The following is a 19875-nucleotide window of genomic DNA, read 5'->3' as shown; positions in this document are numbered from 1 at the left end:
GGGGACTGCGCAGCACACCGGCGGGACCTTCGGTCTCGCCCACGGGATGCCGCCCGCACGAATCCTGCCAGGCCCCTCGAGCCGTGGCCGCCGAATCACGGTGTGCGACTGCTCCCGGCGCCCTTCGCCATCCTTCCGTTCCTCGGAGAGCCATTCCATGCCCAGCAAGTCGCTCCGCCTCACCTTCGCGGTCCTCGCCAGTGGTGCGGGCGTGTTCTCGATGCTGCAGTCGCTGATCGCGCCGGCGTTGCCGACGATCCAGCACGCCCTGCACACCTCTCAGTCCACCACCACGTGGGTGATGACGGCCTATCTGCTGTCCGCCTCGGTGTTCACCCCGATTCTCGGCCGCGTCGGCGATCTGCTCGGCAAGAAGCGCACGCTCGTCGCCGTCCTGGTGGCAGTGCTCGTAGGGTGCCTGCTCGCGGCGCTGGCACCCACCGTCGGCGTCCTGATCGTCGCCCGTGTCGTGCAGGGCATCGGCGGGGCGGTGTTCCCGCTCTCGTTCGGCATCATCCGCGACCAGTTCGCGGCCGGCCAGGTCAGCGGCCGCATCAGCAGCCTCTCCGCAGTCATCGCCGCGGGCGGCGGCGTCGGCATCGTCGCCGCCGGGCCCATCGTCGCCGCGCTCGACTACCGCTGGCTGTTCTGGATCCCCGTCGCCATCGTCGCCGTCACCGCCTTCATAGCCGCGCGCCGCATCCCCGAATCGCCTCACCGTGCGCAGGGACACGTCAACTGGCTCAGTGCGCTGCTGCTGTCCGGCTGGCTGGTGGCACTACTCCTGCCGGTCAGCCGGGGCAGCCGGTGGGGCTGGAACTCCGCCTCCGTGATCTCGCTGTTCGCCGCGGCCGTCGTCCTCTTCGGCCTGTGGCTGCGCACCGAGTCACGCAGTCCGAGCCCGATGATCGATCTGCGCGTTCTGCGCAGGCGGCCGGTGTGGACCACGAACACGGCCGCTCTGCTGTTCGGCGCCGGCCTCTCCTCGGTCTGGGCCTTCCTGCCGGGCTTCGTACAGACGCCGAGTTCGGCCGGATACGGCTTCGGTGCGAGCGTCACCGCATCCGGGCTGCTCATGCTGCCCATGCTGATCGCCATGTTCGTCGCCGGTGTCCTCAGCGGCCGCCTGGGACCACGGCTCGGCGCCAAGCACCTGCTGATCGCCGGTTCGGGCCTCGCCGCACTCGCATGCGCCATCCTCGCCCTGTTGCATGACGAGCAGTGGCAGATCGCCGTCGCAGCGGGAGTCTTCGGCCTCGGCGTCGGCCTGGCTTTCGCGTCCATGGCCAACCTCATCGTCAGCAGCGTGCCTGCCGAGCAGGCCGGCGCCGCGACCGGCATGAACGCCAACCTCCGCTCCATCGGCGGTGCCATCGGAACCGCCATCATGAGCCTGCTCGTCACCAGCCACCTCGCGCATACCGGGCTGCCCTACGTCTCCGGCTACACCCACGGCTTCTCGGTGCTGACCCTGTTCCTCGTCGGCGCCGCACTCGCCGCGGCCCTCGCGCCCGCTCGACACGCCGCCCACCCGCCGGGCCGAGCGACCGACAGCCCTGACCCGCAGCCGGATGCGGTCACCCGGGCCTGATCAACGGAACAACCGAACAACCCACGACAGCAACGGCACACCACGATTGTTCAGCTCGAAGAACGCACCGTCTGGGCACAGCAGAGCATGGCTGTGGCGGGCTAGAGGGTGTCTGAAAAGCCGGTCAGCGGGCATGTGGGCTGGTAGCAGGGTGGTTGCGCACTGCTTACTGGCTGCGGGCCCGCTGCGCATGGAGACTGCTGCCGCACGACCTACCGCCCTGGCAGACCGTGTACCCCGTCCTGTCCCTCCCCTCGGTCCGCACCGAGGCCCAGACCTGGCTCATCTTCACCATGATGCTCGGCTACCGCGTCAGCTACGTAGTGGTCGACGCGGCCGAGGCGGCCCTGCGGCCGGCCGCCCTGGCGAAGGAGACCGCCACCTTCCTCGGCGTCCTCACCTCGGCGCAGGGCGCCGGCTCCATCCTCGGCGGCCTGGTCGTCGGCCGACTGCTGCGGGCCCGGGGCACCCTGGCCACCGGCGTGGTTGGCGCGCTGGTCTTCGCGGCCGGCGCCGCCCTGCGGTGCCTACCGTGGTGGCCGGCGACCGTCGCCAGTTCCCTGGTCATCGGGATCGGGCTGCCCTGGACCCTGGTCGCCGCCGTCACCGCGGTCCAGACCGGTACGCCCGAACGGCTGCTCGGCCGGGTGGCCGCAACCGCGAACACCCTGCTGTTCGCCCCCGTCGCGATCGCCAACCCGATCGGTGCGGGGCTGATCCTGCTCGATCACCGGGTGCCCTTGGCCCTCGCGGCCGGGGTCTGCGTCGCGGCCGGGTTCGCCGCGGTCCGGCTCGACCGCCGACGGTATGACGAGGCCGGGACGCTGCGCCCAGGCGACGCAGCCGCGCTCGGACCGGACTGCGGGACCCCGGTCCGATCAGGCCACGAGACCGCGGTCCGTCCGTGACGGCGAGGCGGTGTCAGGCCGAAACCGCGAAGATGCCGGCGACGCCGAGCACGACCATCACCAGGACCGCGACCAGGGCCCCCCGTTCACTCTCCACCGCCGCCGGCTCCGGCAGGTTCCGCTCGGCCTCAGTGATCTCGCCGGACATGCTGTTCCTCCCCTTGCACTCGGCACCGTTCTCGGTATCGGAGTTACCGCTCTGGGCCGCCGGAAACCCCGGAGAGCTGCCTATCTGCCGGGTAGCATGCCCGCGCCGCCGACCGACGGGACGCGACCGCGGCTCGGCCCGCGACCTGACCACCGGATCGTCGGGTTCGACCTGTCTGCACCGTTCCGCGCCGTTCCGCGCCCTGCGCGCCGATACCAGCCCGCCGTCCGAATCGGCCTACCGGCTGCGGCACCAGCCGAGTGGCCCGGTGGGGTCGGCCGTCCCGACCCCGGTCGACGGTCAACCGAACGCCGGGGTCACGGCCACCATGCGCCGGACGGGCGGGGCGGCGGTCCGGCCAACTGCCTGGCGTGTCCCGGCGGCAGCGACTCCGACCAGCGCCGCCGCAACCGGGTCCGCTCCTCGGGGGCGAGTCGCCCCGGCAGTCGGAGCCGGGCCACGCCGCCGTCCGGGAAGATGTCCAGCCGGACGTCGGTGGCGGTCGCCGCCCCGTCGACCGGGAACCGGTGCCGGGTGTCCGGCTGCAGTCGGGTCCGGGGCAGGATCTCGAACCAGGCCGACGGGTCCGCCGGATCGGTCCGCCGGGCGTCCAGGCCACGCAGCGAGGCGGCGGCCGGGGCGTTGCCCTTGAAGTGGCTGGTGTCCAGTTCGATCAGGCGGATCTGCCCGGCGGCGGCCAGCCGGAGCCGTACCCAGTCGTTGCCGTCGTCACGGCGGCGGGCGGTCTCCCAGCCCTCACCCATGTTCTGGGCCAGGCCGGGGGCGATCAGCTGCTGCGGCGCGCCGTAGAACCGGTCGCTGCAGTCGACCACCAGTCCGCCGTGCTCCAGCGCCGCGAGGTCGAGCAGGCCGTCGGGGAACAGCGCCGGATCTGGTACGACCACACCGTGCACCCTCAGCCGGGCCACCCCGCCGTCGGGGTAGATCCGCAGCCGTACGTGGGTGCAGCGGTGCGACACGCTCACCGGGAAGACGTTGCGGGCGTCCCCGCGCAGCGGTGACCGGGCCACCAGCGGCAGCCAATCCGCCCCGGCGAGTTCGTCCGGACTCGGATAGCCGGCCATCCCGCAACCCTCGACGGAGGCATACGGCGGAAAGTTGCCGGTGAAGAAGGAGGTGTCGACCACCACCGTCCGGACGACCCCGGGGGCGCCGAGCCGGACGATCGCGTGGTCGTGCCCGGGTTCCCGGCGGCGTCGGGTCTCCCAGCCGTCGTACACCTGTCCCTTGGCCCCGAAGGTGCCGGCGGCGAAGGTCGGCGGCTCCGGGTCGACCAGGTTGTCCCGGGCGGCGAAGAACTCGTCGTTGGCCGCCACCACCCCGCCACCGAGCAGCCGGGAGGCCAGGTCGGGCAGGTCATCGGCCTCCGTCAGCCCGCCGCCCGCCCCGGCCGACGGGCCGCCGAACCGCTCCGCGGTCACCTCGGCACCCCGGCCGCGAGCAGCCGGCCACGCGGCGGATCCGTCGGGCCGACCGGTCGTCCGCCCAGCCAGGTCGCCCGGACCACCCCGGTCAACCGGCGACCGGCGTACGGGGTGACCGGGTGCCGGTGGAACAACCGCGCCGGGTCGACGGTGAAGCCGGCATCGGGATCCAGCGCGACCAGGTCGGCGACGGCGCCGACCTCGAGGCGCCCCTTGGCGGGCAGGCCGGCGATCTCGGCCGGTCGGCGGGCCATCCAGCGCACCAGGTCAGCCAGCCCGTGCCCGCGTCGGCGGGCCTCGGTCCAGACCAGCGGCAGGCCGAGTTGCAGGGACGCGACACCGCCCCAGGCGGTCGCGAAGTCCCCGCCGCCGAACTGTTTCAGCGCCGGCGGACACGGCGAGTGGTCGGAGACCACGCAGTCGACCGTCCCGTCCGCCAACGCCGCCCAGAGCGCGTCCCGGTTCGCCGCGTCCCGGATCGGCGGGCAGCACTTGAACTCGGTGGCGCCATCAGGTATTTCGGCGGCGTCGAGGACCAGGTAGTGCGGGCAGGTCTCGGCGGTGACCCGTACCCCGTCCCGGCGGGCGGCGCGCAGCGGGGCCAGCGCGTCCGCGGCGGACAGGTGCAGGATGTGCACCCGGCCGCCGGTACGACGGGCGACCGCCAGCACCGCCTCCACCGCCCGCCGCTCCGCCGACGGCGGCCGGGAGTCGAGGAAGTCCCGGTAGCGGGCGGACGCCGGGGCCGGCCGTAGCTCGGCCGGATCCTCGGCGTGCACCAGGAAGAGCGCGTCCACGGCGGCCAGCGCCCGGCCCAGCCCGGCCGGGTCCAGCGGCGGGAACTCCGGCACCCCCGAGTCGACCAGGAACGCCTTGAAGCCGAGGACCCCCGCGGCGGCGAGGGCCGGCAGGTCGGCGAGATGGTCGGGCACCGCCCCGCCCCAGAAGCCGACGTCGACATGGCAGCGGTCCCGGGCCGCCGCCCGCTTGTCACGCAGCGCCGGCACGGTGACCGTCGGCGGGACCGAGTTCAGCGGCATGTCGACGATGGTGGTGATGCCGCCGGCCAGCGCGGCCCGGGTCGCCGTCCGGTACCCCTCCCACTCGGTCCGGCCCGGCTCGTTCACGTGCACGTGCGTGTCGACCAGGCCGGGCAGCAGCGCCAGGGTGCCCAGGTCCACACCGGGCAGGTCGTGGTATCCGGCGATCGCGGCGATCCGACCGTCGCGGATCCGGACCGCCGCCGGGCGTTCACCGTCGGGCAGCAACACCCGGCGGGACCGCAGCACCAGTTCGTCGTCCACCCGGTCCGCTCCCCTCACGTCGTCGGCAGGGTTGGCGCCGTCCACGCGCCAGCACCCTCACAGCGCCAGCAGGTCGACACGGTCGAACCCGATCTCGGTCGGGGCCAGCGCGCCACAGTCCAGCCCTCGCAGCAGGAACGCGGCGAGCGCGCGGGCGGTCGCCGGCTCGTCCAGCACCCCGGTGGACCGCCGCCCGAGGTACGCCCGCAACCGCCGCACCGCCGCCGCCCGACCGTCCCGGAAGAACCCGTACGTGGCGGCGTACCGGGTCGGCAGTTGGGCCGGATGCAGGTCCCAGCCCTGGTAGAAGCCACTCTCCAGGGAACGGCGGACCAGGCCGGCGTGCAGTGCCCAGCCGGCGTGCACGGCGCTGCTGTCGCCGACCGGCAGCACGTTTGTCGAGCCGTCGCACAGGCGTACCCCGGTCTCGGCGGCGGCGACCTGCATCACGGCCTTGGCGAAGTCGGCGACCGGGTGCGCCAGACTCTGCTGGGCGGCCGCCACCCCGCACGCGGTGCTGTAGTCGTAGGTGCCGTAGTGCAGCCCGACGCACCGACCGTCGGCGGCGTCGATCAGCCGGGCCGGGGTGGCCAGGCCGTCCGGGCCCAGCACCGCGGCCGGGACCTCGATCTGGATCTCGAACCGCAGCCACCCGGTCGGCAGGCCGTACGCGGTCTCCAGCCGGCCGCAGAGCAGCGCCATCGCCGCCGCCTGTGCCGGCACGGAGACCTTCGGCAGGGTGAGCAGGAAATTCCCGGGCGGCGAGCCGCCGGCGTCGAGCAGCGTGTCGAGCAGGAGGTCGAGGGTACGCACCGCCCGGTGCCGTCCCGCCCCGGTCAGGCTCTTGACCCGTACCCCGGCAAACGGAACCGGGGCGGTGGCGAGCAGCCGACCGGCGGCCCGGGCCGCGGCGTCCTCGGTCGGGTCGTCCCGGGTCCCGTAGCCGTCCTCGAAGTCGATCCGCAGGTCCTCGATCGGCTCCCGGCGCAACTTGTCGACGACCCGCTCGTGCAGCTCCGCCGGGTACGGCAGCGGTGGATGACGGTCCAGCGCGGTCAACGCGGCGGCGCCCCACTCGGCCACCAGGTCGGGGCCGCACCGGTCGGCGGGTACGTAGACGGTGTGCACCGGCTGGCGGTCCCGCCGCTCACCCGGATACCGGCGCCGCAGTTCGGCGTCGACCGGACCGAGCCGGTGGTCCAGTTCGGCGTAGACGTCCCTGGTGAGCCGGCCCATCAACAGGTCCCGGTGAGGTGTTCGGGACGGACCGGCACCTGGGTCAGCGGCAGTCCGGTGGCGTCCCGGATCGCCGCGACGATCGCCGGGGTGGCGGAGATGGTCGGCGGCTCGCCCACCCCACGCAGCCCGTACGGCGCGTGCGGGTCGGCGAGTTCCAGCACGTCGACCACCATCGGCGGGACGTCGAGAATGGTCGGGATCAGATAGTCGGTGAAGGATCCGTTGCGGATCACCCCGTCGACCACCCGCAGTTCCTCCATCAGCGCCAGGCCGAGGCCCTGGGTGGTACCGCCGTGGATCTGGCCGCGCACCGCCCGGGGGTTGACCGCCCGGCCGACGTCCTGCGCGGTGGCGATCTCCACCACCCGGACCAGCCCGAGTTCGAGGTCCACGTCGACGGTGGCCCGGTGCGCGGCGAAGGCGTACTGCACGTGCGCGTCGCCCTGCCCGGTCACCGGGTCGAGTGGACGGGTCGGCCGGTGCCGCCAGGTCACCGTCTCCTCGACCGGACCGGCGGCGAGCAGGTCGACCAGGCTGGCCAGCACCTGGCCGGCGTGGTCCCGCACCTGTCCGCCGACCAGGTCGGTCCGATCCGGCGCCGGCCCGGGCAGCCGGGCCAGCAGCCGGGCCCGGACCGCCCGACACGCCTGTCGGACGGCACCGCCGGTCATGTACGTCTGCCGGGACGCCGACGACGACCCCGCGCTGCCGACCGTGGTGTCCGCGGTCGCCACCACCACCCGCTCCACCCCCAGTTCGGTCCGGGCGATCTGCGCCTGCACGGTGACGAGTCCCTGCCCGACCTCGGCGGCGGCGGTGTGCACCAGGACGGTCGGCTCGCCGCCGAGCAGTTCCAGCCGGACCCGGGCGGCGGCGGAGTCGTCGAAGCCCTCGGAGAAGCAGACGTTCTTGATCCCGACCGCGTAGCCGACACCGCGCCGGACCTGGTCGACGGTGGTGGTGCCGCCGGTCCCGCCGGGCAGTTCCCGGGGGTCCGGGCCGGCCGGCGGCGGGGGTGGCCGGTCCCGGACCAGTCCCAGCAGCCGGGCCACCGGGGCCGGCCCGTCCACCCGCTGCCCGGTCGGCAGCACCGAACCCTCGGTCATCGCGTTGCGGACCCGCAGCTCGACCGGGTCCAGTCCGAGCGCCTCGGCGAGCCTGTCCAGTTGCGACTCGTAGCCGAAGCACGCCTGCACCGCGCCGAAGCCGCGCATCGCCCCGCACGGCGGATTGTTGGTGTGCACCCCGTACGCGTCCACCGTCACGTTCGGCACCTGGTACGGCCCGACGCCGAGACTGGCCGCGTTCGCCACCACCGCCGGGGTGGTCGAGGTGTACGCCCCGCCGTCGAGCAGGATCCGGGCCCGGACGTAGACGAGCCGGCCGTCCCGGGTCGCCCCGTGCTCGTACCGCAGGGTCGCCGGGTGCCGGTGCACGTGGCCGACGAACGACTCCTCCCGGCCGTAGACCATCCGCACCGGCCGGCCGGTGCGCAGCGCCAGCAGACTCGCGTGGACCTGCATCGACAGGTCCTCGCGGGCGCCGAACGCGCCGCCGACCCCGGCCAGGCTGAGCCGTACCAGTTCGACCGGCAGGCCGAGCGCGGCGGCGACCTGCCGCTGGTCGGCGTGCAGCCACTGGGTGGCGACGTACAGCTCGACCCCGCCGTCCGGGGCCGGTACGGCGAGCCCGGACTCCGGACCGAGGAACGCCTGGTCCTGCATACCGACCTGGTACTCCCCGGTGACCACCACCTCGGCGGTCGCGTCCGGGTCACCGCGCCGGATCGGTACGTGCCGGACCAGTCGGCCGGCGGCCAGTGCCGCCTCCGGGTCGGTGACCGGTGTACGCACCGCGTAGTCGACCCGGATCAGCGTCGCGGCCCGGCGGGCGGTCTCCGGGTGGTCGGCGGCCAGCACCGCCACCGGTTCACCCTGGTAGCGAACCTCGTCGATCGCGAGGACGGGCTGGTCGGCGACCTCCAGCCCGTAGTACCGGTCGCCGGGTACGTCGGCCGCGGTCAGCACCGCGTACACCCCGGGTACGGCCAGCGCGGCCGTGACGTCGATGCCGTCGATCCGGGCCGCCGGGTACGGGCTGCGCAGCGTGACGCCGCACAGCATGTGCTCGGCCCAGAGATCGGAGGAGAAGGCAAACTCGCCCCGGACCTTCAGCGTCCCGTCGGGGCGTACCGGACTGCTCCCGATCCCACCCCCGGTCGCCCCGACCGTGGGCGCCACCACCGGCGGTCCGGTCATCGGCGCGCTCCCCGGGTCAGGGTCCGGTGTGCCCGTCGGGTACGGCGGACCAGCTCGTGTTCGTCCACTGTGCGCAGTTCACCGCCGACCACCACCGGCTCGCCGCCGACCAGCAGCAGTTCGAGCGGGGCGGGCGGACCGAGGACCAGCGCGGCGACCGGGTCGCTGATCCCGGCGTGGCCGAGCCCGTCCAGCCGCCACAGCGCCACGTCGGCCAACTTGCCGACCTCCAGCGACCCGAGCTGGTCGGCCCGGCCGAGGCACCGGGCGCCGCCGATGGTGCCCAGCGCCAGCGCCTCCCGGGCGGTGAGCGCGCCCGGACCGCCACGCAGCCGGGCCGCGTAGAGCGCCTGCCGCAACTCCGGACCGAGCTGGTTCGCCTCCTGCGAGGCCGGGCCGTCGACCCCGAGCCCGACCGGTACGCCCCGGTCCAGCAGCTCCCGGACCCGGGCGGTGCCGGCACCGAGCCGGGCGTTCGAACTGGGACAGTGCGCGACGGCGGTGCCGGTGCTGGCGAGTCGGTCCAGCGCGCTGTCGTCGAGATGTACGGCGTGCGCGAGCCAGACGTCCGGGCCGAGCCAGCCGAGCTGTTCGGCGTACTCGACCGGGGTGCAGCCGTGCGTGCGCCGGCAGTACTCCTCCTCGTCCACGGTCTCGGCGAGATGGGTGTGCAGCCGTACTCCCCGACGCCGGGCCAGCGCGGCGGCCTCGACCATCAGCTTCCCGCTGACACTGAACGGGGAGCAGGGCGCCACCGCGACCCGGACCATGGCGTCGTCGGCCGGATCGTGGAACCGGTCGATCGCCTCCTCGGTGGCGACCAACGCGGCCTCGGTCTCCTCCACGATTCCGTCCGGGGGCAGCCCGCCCTCGGCGGCGCCGAGGTCCATCGAGCCCCGGCAGGGGTGGAACCGCAGGCCCACCTCGGCCGCCGCCGCGACCTGCGCGGCCATCAGGTCGCCGGCGTCGCGGGGATGGATGTAGTGGTGGTCGGTGCTGGTGGTGCAGCCGTGCAGGGCGAGCCAGCCGAGTCCGGCGGCGGTGGTCGCCGCGACCACGTCGGCGTCGAGCCGGGCCCAGACCGGATAGAGGGTGCGCAGCCAGTCGAACAGCCCGTCGTCCTGGGCCAGTCCCCGGGTCGCCCACTGGTAGAGGTGGTGGTGGGTGTTGACCAGGCCCGGGGTGACGAGGCAACCGGTGCCGTCGACGCGGCGTACCGCGCGGTGCCGGCGGCCGGCATGGCCGGGGCCGACCGCGACGATCCGGCCCGCGTCGACCACCAGGTGCCCGTCCGGGTACTCGGTGCCGGCCGCGTCGACCGTGGCCACCGCGCAGTTCTCGATGACGATCACGGTCCCTCCCGCCGTCCCTGGTCCGGCCGCCCGTCGTCCCCACCGTCCCGCAGCCGGCCCTCCGGACCGTCGTCCCCACCGTCCCGCAGCGCGGCGAGCCGGACCGCGGCCAGGATCGCCTCGTATCCGGTGCACCGGCAGAGGTTGCCCGCCAGCGCCTCCCGGATCTCCGGGTCGGTCGGATCCGGGTGCCGTTCCAGCAGGTCGTGCACCGCCACCACCAGGCCCGGCGTACAGAAACCGCACTGCACCGCACCGGCGGCGACAAACGCCCGCTGCACCGGGTGCAACCCGTCCGCCCCGACCGGCAGCCCTTCGACGGTCACCACCTCGCGGCCCTGCGCCTGGCCGGCCGGGACCAGGCAGGCGCAGACCGGCCGCCCGTCCAGATAGACCGTGCAGGAGCCACACTCACCCTGCTCACAGGCGTTCTTCGCGCCGGGCAGGCCGAGCCGTTCGCGGAGCACGTACAGCAGGCTCTCCCCGGCCCACACGTCGTCGGCCCGCCGCGGTTCACCGTTGACGACGCAGCTGATCCTCATTCCGCACCACCGTTGCGGTACGCCGTCCAGGCCCGGTCCACCATCCGGCGGGCCAGTACGCCGAGCGCGTGCCGGCGGTAGGCCGCGGTGCCGCGTACGTCGTCGATCGGGCTGGCCGCGGCGGCGACCAGTTCGCCGAACCGCCGGGTCAGCGACTCGGGCAGCGGTGCCCGGGTCGCCCAGGGGAGTTCGGCGGCGAGCAGTTCCTCGGCGGCCGGTGCCCGGACCGGGGTCGGGGCGGCCGAGCCGATCCCGGTGCCGACCCGCCGGGTCCCCGGGCGCAGGGCCAGGGCGAACGCGCAGACAGCGATCACCATCGCGTTCCGGGTGCCGACCTTGGCGAACCGTTCGGGTCCGGCGGCCGGCGGCACCAGCACCGCCGCGATCAGCTCGTCCGGGGCGAGCACGCTGCGTTTCGGCCCGGTGCAGAACTCGGCCACCGGCACCCGGCGGACCCCCCGGACCGAGCCGAGTTCGACCACCGCGTCGGCGGCGAGCAGCGGCGGGAACGTGTCCCCGGCCGGCGACGCCGAGCCGAGGTTGCCGCCGACCGTGCCCCGGTTGCGGATCTGCGCCGAACCGACGGTCCGGGCCGCCATCGCCAACCCGGGCGCCCGCCCGGCCACCTCGGTGACGATCCGCCGGTACGGCACGGCCGCGCCGATCCGCAGCAGGTCGCCGTCGGTGCCCCAGTCGGCCAGTCCGCCGACCCGGCCCAGGTCGAGCAGGGCGGTCGGTCGGCGGCGGGCGAGGTTCAGCTCCACCATCACGTCGGTGCCGCCGGTCACCGGCACCGCCTCCGGGCGGTCGGCCCGCACAGCGAGCGCCTCCGCCCAGTCCGTCGGTTGCAGGAAGTCCATCAGTCCGCGCTCCTCCGCGCCGGCCCGGCCACCCCCGGGCGGTCGGCCCCCGCCTCGGTGCTCCGGGTCACCGTCGCCTCGATCAGCCCGTACGGCCGGTCGGTGGCGACAAAAACCTCGCCCGGGTTGTCCAGCCCGAACGGCGTCAGGTCGACCAGCAGGTGGTGGCGGTTCGGCAGGGTCAGCCGCACCTCGGCGACCTCGGGACGGGTGTCGAGCACCCGGTGCCCCATCGCGTACAGGGTCTGCTGCAACGACCGGCTGTACGTCTCGACAAACGCTCCGACCAGTGCCGCCCGGACAGCTTCGTAGGACCCGGCCCAGTCCCGCCCCGCCCAGTCCCGCCCACCGCCCGGGTCGTCGTGCCGCCAGGTCGCCTCGACCTCGGTGGCCAGGATCCGGTCGTCGGTCTCCGGCAGGGTCGTGTACGGATCCCGGACGTAACCGGAGAACTCCGAACCGGCGCTGTTCAGCAGCACCAGCCCGGTCAGCCCCGACTCGACCACGGTCTCCTCCCCGGTCACCGTCACCGTCGCGGTACGGGTCTGGGCACCGTCCCGGGCGAAGGAGTGCGGGCCGAGGCGTCGCCAGCCGTGTTCGGCCAGGGTCACCCGGGCCCGGGTGATCGCCGGTTGGCTGTCGACGAAGTGCCGGGCGAGCCGCAGCCCGAAGTCCTCGACCTGGTCGACGCCGTGGCGGCGGGCGAAGGCGTACACGGTGTTCTTCTGCGAGTCGGTGGGCAGCAGCCGACTGTTGTCGCCGGTCAGGTGGGTGTCCGCGAGGTCGCCGGCGAGGGTCACCCCGACCGTCAGGTCCCGCAGGTCGTGCCGGGGGCCGGCCCGGTCCACCCGGACCAGCCGCACCTCGGCCTTGCCGTACTGGTTGGCGCCGAGCACGATCCGCACCGTGCCCTCCCCTCGTCGGGTCAGCTGCCGCGGTAGGTGGTGTAGCCGTACGGGCTGATCAGCAGTGGCACGTGGTGGTGCTGGTCGGGGTCGCCGACCTGGAACGCGACGACGATCTCCGGGAAGAACGCCGCCCCCGGCGCGTAGTGCGGCGCGATCTGGAACACCAGCCGGTAGCCGCCGCCCTGCCGGCCTCGCAGTGGTGCGTGGTCGAGCGCGGGGGTCCAGTCGCGTAGCCGCCCGTCGGCGTCGGTCCGGCCGTACCCGACGGTCGTCCAGCCGCCGCTGTCCCGCCGGTCCAGCCGTACCTGGAGACCGGCGGCCGGCTGCCCGCTCGTGGTGTCCAGCACGTGGGTGGAGATCCGCACCTGCCCCGGGGTCGTGGTCACCGCCGCTCACCCTCCCCGACCGGGTCGAGCAGCCTGCGCAGCCGCAGGAGCACGATCCGCCGCAGTTCCTCACGCACCACGGCCCGCTCGGTCCCCGGATCGTTACCGAGCCGCTCCCGGGCGGCGGCGAGCAGTTCGGTCTCACCACGCCCGTTCGCGAAGACCAGGAACAGATGGCCGAACCGTTCCTCGTACGCGCGGTTCACCTCGACCAGCGCGGCCCTGGTGCGGTCGTCGGCACCGTCCACTCCGGCCTGTTCCCGTCGCGACCATGCCGCCTCCCGGCCGGCGCCGGTCGGTCGCTCGCCGATCCGCGGATGCGCGGCCAGCGCCCGTAGGACGTCGTCCCAGCCGAGCCCCTGCAGCGCGTGGTCGGCGACGGTGAGCACCGCCGCCAGGTCCGGGTACGGCCGACCGGCCACCACCGTCCGCGCCCATTCCGGTACGGCGCAGCAGCCCATCAGTTCCCGCTCGACCCGCTCGGCGCGGTCGCGGTTGAAGCCGTCCACCATGCCTCCCCGGAAAGTGGAGCCGTTCCTGTCACGTCCGGGAAGGCCCCCGCCCGACACCGCTGGTGTGTGGATGCGAGAAGTACAGCAGCCGGTCCGGCGTCGGGTGAATCGGTGGGAGCACCGAAACCGGCCCGGTCGGCCGTATCGTTTTCGTAGATTCCTCCAACCGACCTCGCCCGGGGGCGGAAGGGTTCGGCGATGCGACTGCACGAGGCGCTGGACAGACCCCGGTTACGGCTGACCGTGCTCACCGGCGCGGACGACCTGGATCGCCAGGTCAGCCGGGTGTACGTCACCGACCTGCCCGATCCGCGCCGGTACCTGACCGGAGGCGAGATCGTGTTGACCGGGCTGATGTGGCGGCGGCGGGCCGCCGACTCGGAGCGGTTCGTCACCGCCTGTGCCGCCGCCGGGGTCGCCGCGATCGGCGCGGGTGACGCGGCGTACGGGTCGGTGCCGGTCGACCTGGTCGCCGCCTGCCGTCGGCACCGGGTGCCGCTGTTCGAGGTGCCGGTCGAGGTGTCCTTCCGGGACATCATCGACGAGGTCACCCCGACGCTGTGGGCTCGTCGGGCGACCGGGCTGGCGAACGTGGTCGGTCGGTACCGCGGTCTGGCGGCCGCGATGGCCGGCGGCGCCCGGCTGACCGACCTGCTCCGGCCGGTCGCCGCCGACCTCGGCGTCCGGTGCTGGGTGTTGACCCCGACCGGACGGATCGTCGCCGGCACCGGGCCGCTCGCGCCGGAGACCCGCGGGAGGCTGGCCGGTACCTTCCTCGGCACCGGGCGGCTGCCGGCCGGAATCGACCTGGACGGTCGGCGGATCTGGCTGACGGCGGTGCCCGGGCGGCCGGAACACCGGCTCGCCTCCTGGCTGCTGGCCTGTACCGCCCTGACGCCCGACAGTGTCGGGCCGCAGCGCACCGCGCCGGCGGGCGACGGCACGGCCCTGCCGGAGGCGGCGGCCGAACTTGTCAGTCTGGTCAGTCTGGAACGGGCACACGCCGACGAGACGGCCCGGGTGGAACGGCGGCTGGCCGACCAGTTCGGCCTGGCCCTGGCGTCGGCCGCGGGTCCGGCGGAGCTGCGGGCCGGTCTGTCCTCCGGTGGACTGGCTCCACAGTCGACCCTGCTGGTGGTGGCGGTCCGGCTGACCGGACTCGGTACGCCGCCCGAGCTGACGGTCGCGGTCACCGAGGAGATCGTCCGGTCGGTCGCGACCCCGGCGCTGGTCACCGGGACCGCTCTGCCCGACGTCGTCCTCGGCGTCCTCAGCGTCGCGCCGAACCGGGTGGCCGAGGTCGGTGACACGATCCGGGCGGCGGTCGGCGGCCTGGCGCCGGGGCTCGGTACGGGTCGACTCGCGGTCGGGATCAGTGGTCCGGCCGGCGACGCGGGTGCCCTGCCGGGCGCGGTCGAGCAGGCCCGGCACGCCCTGAACACCGCGCTCGCCGACCCCGGTGCCACGGTGGTCGTCTCGGCCGGTGACCTCGCCTCACACCTGTTGCTGCTTTCCGGTGTACCGCCGGAGGCCCGACGGGCGTTCCGGGACCGGGTTCTCGGTCCGGTCCTGGCGTACGACAGGGCACACGACAGTGACCTGGTCGCCACCCTCGACGAGTTCCTGGCCTGTGCCGGTTCGTGGACCCGTACCGCCGCCCGGCTGCATCTGCACGTCAACACGCTGCGGTACCGGATCGGCCGCATCGAGCAGCTCACCGGCCGGGACCTCTCCCGGTTCCCGGACCGGGTCGACCTGTACCTCGCGCTCCGCCTGCCGTACTGAGTCGGGCCCGCCCGCCGGCGCCTTCCGGGCCGCTCTGACGGCGGGCCGCGACCGTCTCAGCGTAGCGGCGGAACGTCCAGGTCGGTGTCGTCCGCGACGTCGGCACAGGGTACGACCCGCAGCTGTGCGCCCCGCTCGCGCAGGTAGAGCCGGGCGCCGACGTCTCCGACGGCGGACGAGACGACGCCGGGCCAGTGGTCGCGGCCGAGGAGCACGGGGTGGCCGCGCCGGTCGCCGTAGCCGGCGGTCGCCAGCACCGTCGGGCCGGCGAGGTCGGCCAACCGACGGACCGCCTCGGGGGTGACCCCCGGCATGTCGACCAGGAGCACGATCGCGGCGACCGCGTCCGTCCCGGACAGGGCGGTCAGGCCGACACGTAACGACGAGGCCATCCCGGTCGACCAGTCCGGGTTCTCCACCGGTACGGCGTCGCCGAGTTCGGCCTGCCGACGGACCGTCGCGGCGGCCGCGCCCAAGACCGGCACGACGGGGTCGCAGCCACCGTCCCGGGCGACCCGGAGGGCCCGCTCGATCAGGAGTCGCCCGTCGAGCCGGACCAGTGCCTTCGGTCCGCCGTACCGGCGACCGGCTCCGGCGGCCAGCACCAGTCCGGCGACCCGCACCGCTTGACGCGGCGGCGGGGTTGGCACGACGGAGTCCACGTACGGAGCCTAGTCAAGCCGGAAAATTGGGGGAATTTATTCCTTTTGGTGAAGGAGGCGAAGATTATCCATCAGCCGTTCGGCTAGATTTCGTGGAGACTAACGGTCTAGAGTGATGACCTGAACGGGCCACCAGACGCGCCCATCCACAGACGCCCACGACCCACAGACGCCCACACGCTCGGTGCAGGGAGGACCACCATGACCGCGACCAGCAACCGGCAAGTAGTCACACCCCACACCACCGCAACCCCCGACCCGGCCACCCTCACCGACAGCGCCACCAACCTCCTGCACACCCTCGCCGCGCTGCCCACCAACCACCCCGACCGGGCCACCCTGCGCGACAAGACCATCGAAGCCTGGCTCCCCCTGGCCAACCACCTCGCCCACCGCTACAGCGGACGCGGCGAACCCACCGACGACCTCACCCAGACCGCCGCCATCGGCCTCATCAAAGCCATCGACAAGTACGACCCCAGCCGCGGCGTCGACTTCGCCGGCTACGCCATCCCCACCATCATCGGCGAACTCAAACGACACTTCCGCGACCGCACCTGGGACATCCGCGTCCCCCGCCGCCTCCAGGAACTCCGCCTCGCCATCAGCGAAGCCAACAGCAACCTCCTGCAGACCCTCGGCCGCTCCCCGACCGTCACCGACATCGCCCACCACCTCAACCTCACCGAGGAAGAAGTCCTCGAAGGCCTCGAAGGCGCCCGCGCCTACAACGCCGTCTCCCTCTCCACCCCCACCGGCGACGGCGACCGCACCACCGAACTCGGCGACCTACTCGGCGCCGACGACAACGAATACGAACTCGCCGAACTCCGCGTCGCCCTCGGCCCCGCCCTCGCCACCCTCGACGAACGCGAACAGAAAATCCTCACCCTCCGCTTCTACGGCAACCTCACCCAGTCCCAGATCGCCGAACAGATCGGCGTCTCCCAGATGCACATCAGCCGCCTCCTCGCCCGCGCCCTCAGCAAACTCCGCAACCAACTCGCCGACGCGTACTGACCGGAACCGTTCGTTTCCCGGGGGAATAGAAGGCCCGGGTGGGGTGCCAAGGGCGTCGGCACCCCACCCGGGCCTTCACCTGTCAACCGGCCCCACCCGGGTGGGCGGGGCGAGACCGGAGGCACCGGTGCGACACTGAACCGGTGCCGCTGCCCGACCCCCTTCCCGACCTGCCGGTCCGGGGCGTCCTTCCCACCCTGACCCGCGCGGTGCACGATGTCGGCGTCGCGGTCGTCGTCGCGCCGCCCGGCACCGGCAAGACGACGCTGGTTCCGCTGGCCCTGGCCGACCAGGTCGAGGGTCGGGTGGTGATCGCCCAGCCGCGCCGGGTCGCCGCCCGGGCCGCCGCCGCCCGGATGGCCGACCTGCTCGGTGAGCGGGTCGGTGACACCGTCGGGTACGTCGTCCGGGGCGAGCGCCGGACCAGCCGGCGGACCCGGATCGAGGTGGTCACCACCGGCCTGCTCGTGCAGCGCCTCCAGCACGATCCGGAGTTGGCCGGCACCGACGCGGTGCTGCTCGACGAGTGCCACGAGCGGCAGCTCGACTCTGATCTGGCGCTGGCCTTCGCGATCGAGGCCCGGACCGCCCTCCGCCCCGAGCTGCGGCTGTTGGCGATGTCCGCGACCGCACACGACGAGCGGCTCGCCGCGCTGCTCGGCGGACCGACCGGACCGGCGCCGGTGGTACGGGCCGAGGGTCGTACCCATCCGGTGGAGGTGGTCTGGGCGCCGCCGAGCCGGCCGGTCGATCCGCCGCACGGCCTGCGGGTCGACCCCCGGCTGCTCGACCACGTGGCGGCCACCGTCCGACGGGCGTTGGCCGAGCAGGACGGCGATCTGCTGGTCTTCCTGCCCGGGGCGGGCGAGATCGGCGGCGTCGCCGCGCGGCTCGCCGACCGGCCGGACGGTGTCGACCTGGTCACCCTGCACGGCCGACAGTCCAGCGCCGATCAGGACACCGCGCTGCGCCGACCGTCGACAGCCCGGCGGCGGGTCGTGCTCGCCACCGCCGTCGCCGAAACCAGCCTGACCGTCCCCGGGGTACGGGTGGTGGTGGACGCCGGTCTGAGCCGGGTCGCCCGGACCGACCTGGCGCGGGGACTGGGCGCGCTGGTGACGGTGCCGGTGTCCCGGGCGGCGGCGACCCAGCGGGCGGGACGGGCCGGACGCCAGGGACCGGGCCGGGTCTACCGGTGCTGGTCGGAGGCGGACCACGAGCGGCTGCCAGCGTACCCGGAGCCGGAGATCGCGGTCGCCGACCTCACCGGTTTCGCCCTCCAGCTCGCCTGCTGGGGGCACCCGGACGGGGCCGGGCTGGCGCTGCCGGAGCAGCCGCCGGCCGCCGCCATGCAGGTCGCCCGGGCCACCCTCGACGCGCTCGGTGCCGTGGGTCCGGACGGTCGGGCCACCGCGCGGGGCCGGGCGATCGCCGCCGTCGGTACGCACCCACGGCTGGCGCGGGCGCTGCTGGACGGGACCCGGCCGCTGGGTACCCGCCGCGCGGCCGAGGTGGTCGCGGTGCTCTCCGAGGCCCCGACCGGTACCGACGACGTGGTGACCGCCTGGCGACGGCTGCGCACCGGCACGGACGACGCCAGCCGACGGTGGCGGGCCGAGGTGCGCCGGTTGCGGGCCGCGCTCGACGAGCCGCCGGGACCGGAACGGACGACGGATGCCGGACGGGACGACAGCCCGGGGCGGGACCTCGGCAGCGGCCCGGTCAGCGGACCGGCACTCCCCGACGACCTGGCCGCCGGGCTGCTGGTCGGGCTGGCGTACCCGGAACGGTTGGCCCGGGTCCGGCAGCCGGGCGCGACGACGTACCTGATGGCCGGTGGCACCGCCGCGGATCTGGCGCCCGGGTCGGGGCTGGCGGGTACGGAGTGGCTGGCGATCGCCGTCGCGGACCGGGCACCCGGCCGGCGGGGCGCACTGGTCCGGCAGGCCGCGGTGATCGACGAGGCGACGGCCCGGGAGGCCGGCGCCGCGCTGCTCCGGGAGGATCGGGAGATCGCCTGGTCGGACGAGGACGGCGCGGTGCTGGCCCGGGACCTGACCCGGCTCGGCGCCATCGTCCTGGTGGACCGCCCGCTGACCCGGCCCGATCCGGCCGCCGTGACGGCGGCGCTGCTCGACGGGCTGCGGCGGGTGGGACTGTCGCTGCTGACCTGGACCCCGGCGGCGCGCGGGCTGCGGGACCGGTTGGCCTTCTGCCGGTACGCCCTCGGCCCGCCCTGGCCGGAGGTGACCGACGCGGCGCTGCTGGACCGGGCCGACGAGTGGCTCGGGCCGGACCTGGTCACCGCGCGGCGCCGCGCCGACCTGGCCCGGATCGACGTCGCGACGGCACTCCGGCGCCTGGTGCCGTGGGCGCAGGCCGCCCGGCTCGACGAGGTGGCCCCGGAGCGGCTGCCGGTGCCGAGCGGTTCGCGGTACCGGGTGGACTACACGGATCCGACCTCGCCGGTGCTGGCGGTCAAGCTCCAGGAGACCTTCGGCTGGCGGGAGGCGCCGCGGATCGCCGACGGGCGGGTACCGGTCCTGCTCCACCTGCTCTCCCCGGCCGGTCGGCCGGTGGCGGTGACCGGGGATCTCGGCTCGTTCTGGCGGACCGGCTATCCGCAGGTACGGGCGGAGCTGCGGGGCCGCTATCCCCGGCATCCGTGGCCCGTCGACCCGGCCGACGCCGCGCCGACCCGGCAGCTCCGCCCCCGGCGTGGTTAGCCGGGTGACGGTGGACGGGTGATCGTCCTGTGCCGGGCCGGACGGCAGCGCCGAGCTCCGGGCTAGTGTTCTGTCTCAGTTTTGAGTAGTCGCTTGTTGGAAGGCTACTCGTCCACGTCGGACCTTGGCCAGGATCGATTCGGCGGTGGCGGTCCACACGAACGGCTTCGGGTCGTCGTTGTGCACGCGCAGGTACTCCTCGATCGCGGTGACGAGGTCATCCACGCTG

The 19875-nt window shown here is 74.2% G+C and carries 17 protein-coding genes and 1 pseudogene; 5 read left to right on the top strand and 13 right to left on the bottom strand.

All coding sequences use genetic code 11. The features are described from left to right. Positions 1–157: 157 nt before the first annotated feature. Together ABGB05_RS30570 and ABGB05_RS30565 are read left to right on the top strand one after the other, a co-directional pair. Entirely contained in the window at positions 158–1591 is a 1434-nt protein-coding gene (locus ABGB05_RS30570) for an MFS transporter (RefSeq protein ID WP_347657401.1), read from the top strand. A 155-nt stretch (positions 1592–1746) separates the two neighbouring features. Further along, positions 1747–2499: an MFS transporter gene (locus tag ABGB05_RS30565; protein WP_347657400.1), complete on the top strand. Its 753-nt coding sequence runs from the start codon at positions 1747–1749 to the stop codon at positions 2497–2499. 13 nt (positions 2500–2512) lie between these two features. Here the strand turns inward: ABGB05_RS30565 and ABGB05_RS30560 are convergent, their stop codons facing one another. From ABGB05_RS30560 to uraD, 11 genes are all read right to left on the bottom strand, one after another. Further along, positions 2513–2647 (bottom strand): hypothetical protein, encoded by a 135-nt coding sequence (locus ABGB05_RS30560; RefSeq protein WP_347657399.1) that lies wholly within the window; start codon positions 2645–2647, stop codon positions 2513–2515. Between the two features lie 317 nt (positions 2648–2964). After that, the gene (gene alc, locus ABGB05_RS30555; RefSeq protein ID WP_347657398.1) at positions 2965–4089 is read right to left on the bottom strand and encodes an allantoicase; all 1125 of its coding nucleotides are present in this window, start codon (positions 4087–4089) and stop codon (positions 2965–2967) included. Further along, positions 4086–5396 (bottom strand): allantoinase AllB, encoded by a 1311-nt coding sequence (allB, locus tag ABGB05_RS30550; RefSeq protein WP_347657397.1) that lies wholly within the window; start codon positions 5394–5396, stop codon positions 4086–4088. The genes alc and allB overlap by 4 nt, the downstream gene beginning before the upstream one ends. 57 nt (positions 5397–5453) lie before the next feature. Then, positions 5454–6632: a hypothetical protein gene (locus ABGB05_RS30545; protein WP_347657396.1), complete on the bottom strand. Its 1179-nt coding sequence runs from the start codon at positions 6630–6632 to the stop codon at positions 5454–5456. Then, complete coding sequence (gene pucD / locus ABGB05_RS30540; RefSeq protein ID WP_347657395.1) at positions 6632–8893, bottom strand: xanthine dehydrogenase subunit D; 2262 nt, start codon at positions 8891–8893, stop codon at positions 6632–6634. The genes ABGB05_RS30545 and pucD overlap by 1 nt, the downstream gene beginning before the upstream one ends. After that, positions 8890–10245, bottom strand: coding sequence for an 8-oxoguanine deaminase (locus ABGB05_RS30535; protein ID WP_347657394.1), 1356 nt, complete (start codon positions 10243–10245; stop codon positions 8890–8892). The genes pucD and ABGB05_RS30535 overlap by 4 nt, the downstream gene beginning before the upstream one ends. Then, positions 10242–10787, bottom strand: a complete 546-nt coding sequence (locus ABGB05_RS30530; RefSeq protein ID WP_347657393.1) for a (2Fe-2S)-binding protein — start codon at positions 10785–10787, stop codon at positions 10242–10244. The genes ABGB05_RS30535 and ABGB05_RS30530 overlap by 4 nt, the downstream gene beginning before the upstream one ends. After that, a complete protein-coding gene (locus ABGB05_RS30525) occupies positions 10784–11647 on the bottom strand; it encodes an FAD binding domain-containing protein (RefSeq protein ID WP_347657392.1) in 864 nt (287 codons plus the stop codon). The genes ABGB05_RS30530 and ABGB05_RS30525 overlap by 4 nt, the downstream gene beginning before the upstream one ends. Then, complete coding sequence (gene pucL / locus ABGB05_RS30520) at positions 11647–12552, bottom strand: factor-independent urate hydroxylase (protein WP_347657391.1); 906 nt, start codon at positions 12550–12552, stop codon at positions 11647–11649. Before pucL ends, ABGB05_RS30525 begins: the two co-directional genes overlap by 1 nt. Positions 12553–12572: 20 nt before the next feature. Continuing rightward, positions 12573–12941 (bottom strand): hydroxyisourate hydrolase, encoded by a 369-nt coding sequence (gene uraH, locus ABGB05_RS30515; protein WP_347657390.1) that lies wholly within the window; start codon positions 12939–12941, stop codon positions 12573–12575. Next, positions 12938–13453, bottom strand: coding sequence for a 2-oxo-4-hydroxy-4-carboxy-5-ureidoimidazoline decarboxylase (uraD, locus tag ABGB05_RS30510; RefSeq protein WP_347657389.1), 516 nt, complete (start codon positions 13451–13453; stop codon positions 12938–12940). Before uraD ends, uraH begins: the two co-directional genes overlap by 4 nt. Before the next feature lie 198 nt (positions 13454–13651). On the opposite strand from uraD, the gene ABGB05_RS30505 reads away from it, so the two are divergent. After that, positions 13652–15238 carry a PucR family transcriptional regulator ligand-binding domain-containing protein gene (locus ABGB05_RS30505; RefSeq protein ID WP_347657388.1) on the top strand — a complete coding sequence of 529 codons (1587 nt, stop codon included), beginning with the start codon at positions 13652–13654 and terminating at the stop codon, positions 15236–15238. A 56-nt stretch (positions 15239–15294) separates the two neighbouring features. Here ABGB05_RS30505 and ABGB05_RS30500 read toward each other — a convergent pair whose 3' ends face one another. Then, positions 15295–15900: a nucleotidyltransferase family protein gene (locus ABGB05_RS30500; protein ID WP_347657387.1), complete on the bottom strand. Its 606-nt coding sequence runs from the start codon at positions 15898–15900 to the stop codon at positions 15295–15297. 201 nt (positions 15901–16101) lie between these two features. On the opposite strand from ABGB05_RS30500, the gene ABGB05_RS30495 reads away from it, so the two are divergent. Together ABGB05_RS30495 and hrpB are read left to right on the top strand one after the other, a co-directional pair. Further along, entirely contained in the window at positions 16102–16920 is an 819-nt protein-coding gene (locus tag ABGB05_RS30495; protein ID WP_347657386.1) for a SigB/SigF/SigG family RNA polymerase sigma factor, read from the top strand. Positions 16921–17069: 149 nt separating this feature from the next. Continuing rightward, entirely contained in the window at positions 17070–19646 is a 2577-nt protein-coding gene (gene hrpB / locus ABGB05_RS30490) for an ATP-dependent helicase HrpB (RefSeq protein WP_347657434.1), read from the top strand. A gap of 75 nt (positions 19647–19721) precedes the next feature. Here hrpB and ABGB05_RS30485 read toward each other — a convergent pair. Further along, positions 19722–19875, bottom strand: a pseudogene (locus ABGB05_RS30485) (IS630 family transposase); the annotation flags it as partial.

This window comes from Plantactinospora sp. B5E13, from assembly GCF_039871775.1.
In the GTDB taxonomy this organism is placed as follows: domain Bacteria; phylum Actinomycetota; class Actinomycetes; order Mycobacteriales; family Micromonosporaceae; genus Plantactinospora.
This window is presented reverse-complemented; position numbering and strand designations above follow the sequence as displayed.

Coding starts and splice junctions, on each gene's coding strand:
- uraD (WP_347657389.1), bottom strand. CDS start 13,453: ATGGTGGACGGCTTCAACCGCGACCGCGCCGAGCGGGTCGAGCGGGAA.
- ABGB05_RS30525 (WP_347657392.1), bottom strand. CDS start 11,647: ATGGACTTCCTGCAACCGACGGACTGGGCGGAGGCGCTCGCTGTGCGG.
- ABGB05_RS30560 (WP_347657399.1), bottom strand. CDS start 2,647: ATGTCCGGCGAGATCACTGAGGCCGAGCGGAACCTGCCGGAGCCGGCG.
- pucD (WP_347657395.1), bottom strand. CDS start 8,893: ATGACCGGACCGCCGGTGGTGGCGCCCACGGTCGGGGCGACCGGGGGT.
- ABGB05_RS30530 (WP_347657393.1), bottom strand. CDS start 10,787: ATGAGGATCAGCTGCGTCGTCAACGGTGAACCGCGGCGGGCCGACGAC.
- ABGB05_RS30495 (WP_347657386.1), top strand. CDS start 16,102: ATGACCGCGACCAGCAACCGGCAAGTAGTCACACCCCACACCACCGCA.
- ABGB05_RS30545 (WP_347657396.1), bottom strand. CDS start 6,632: ATGGGCCGGCTCACCAGGGACGTCTACGCCGAACTGGACCACCGGCTC.
- ABGB05_RS30570 (WP_347657401.1), top strand. CDS start 158: ATGCCCAGCAAGTCGCTCCGCCTCACCTTCGCGGTCCTCGCCAGTGGT.
- ABGB05_RS30505 (WP_347657388.1), top strand. CDS start 13,652: ATGCGACTGCACGAGGCGCTGGACAGACCCCGGTTACGGCTGACCGTG.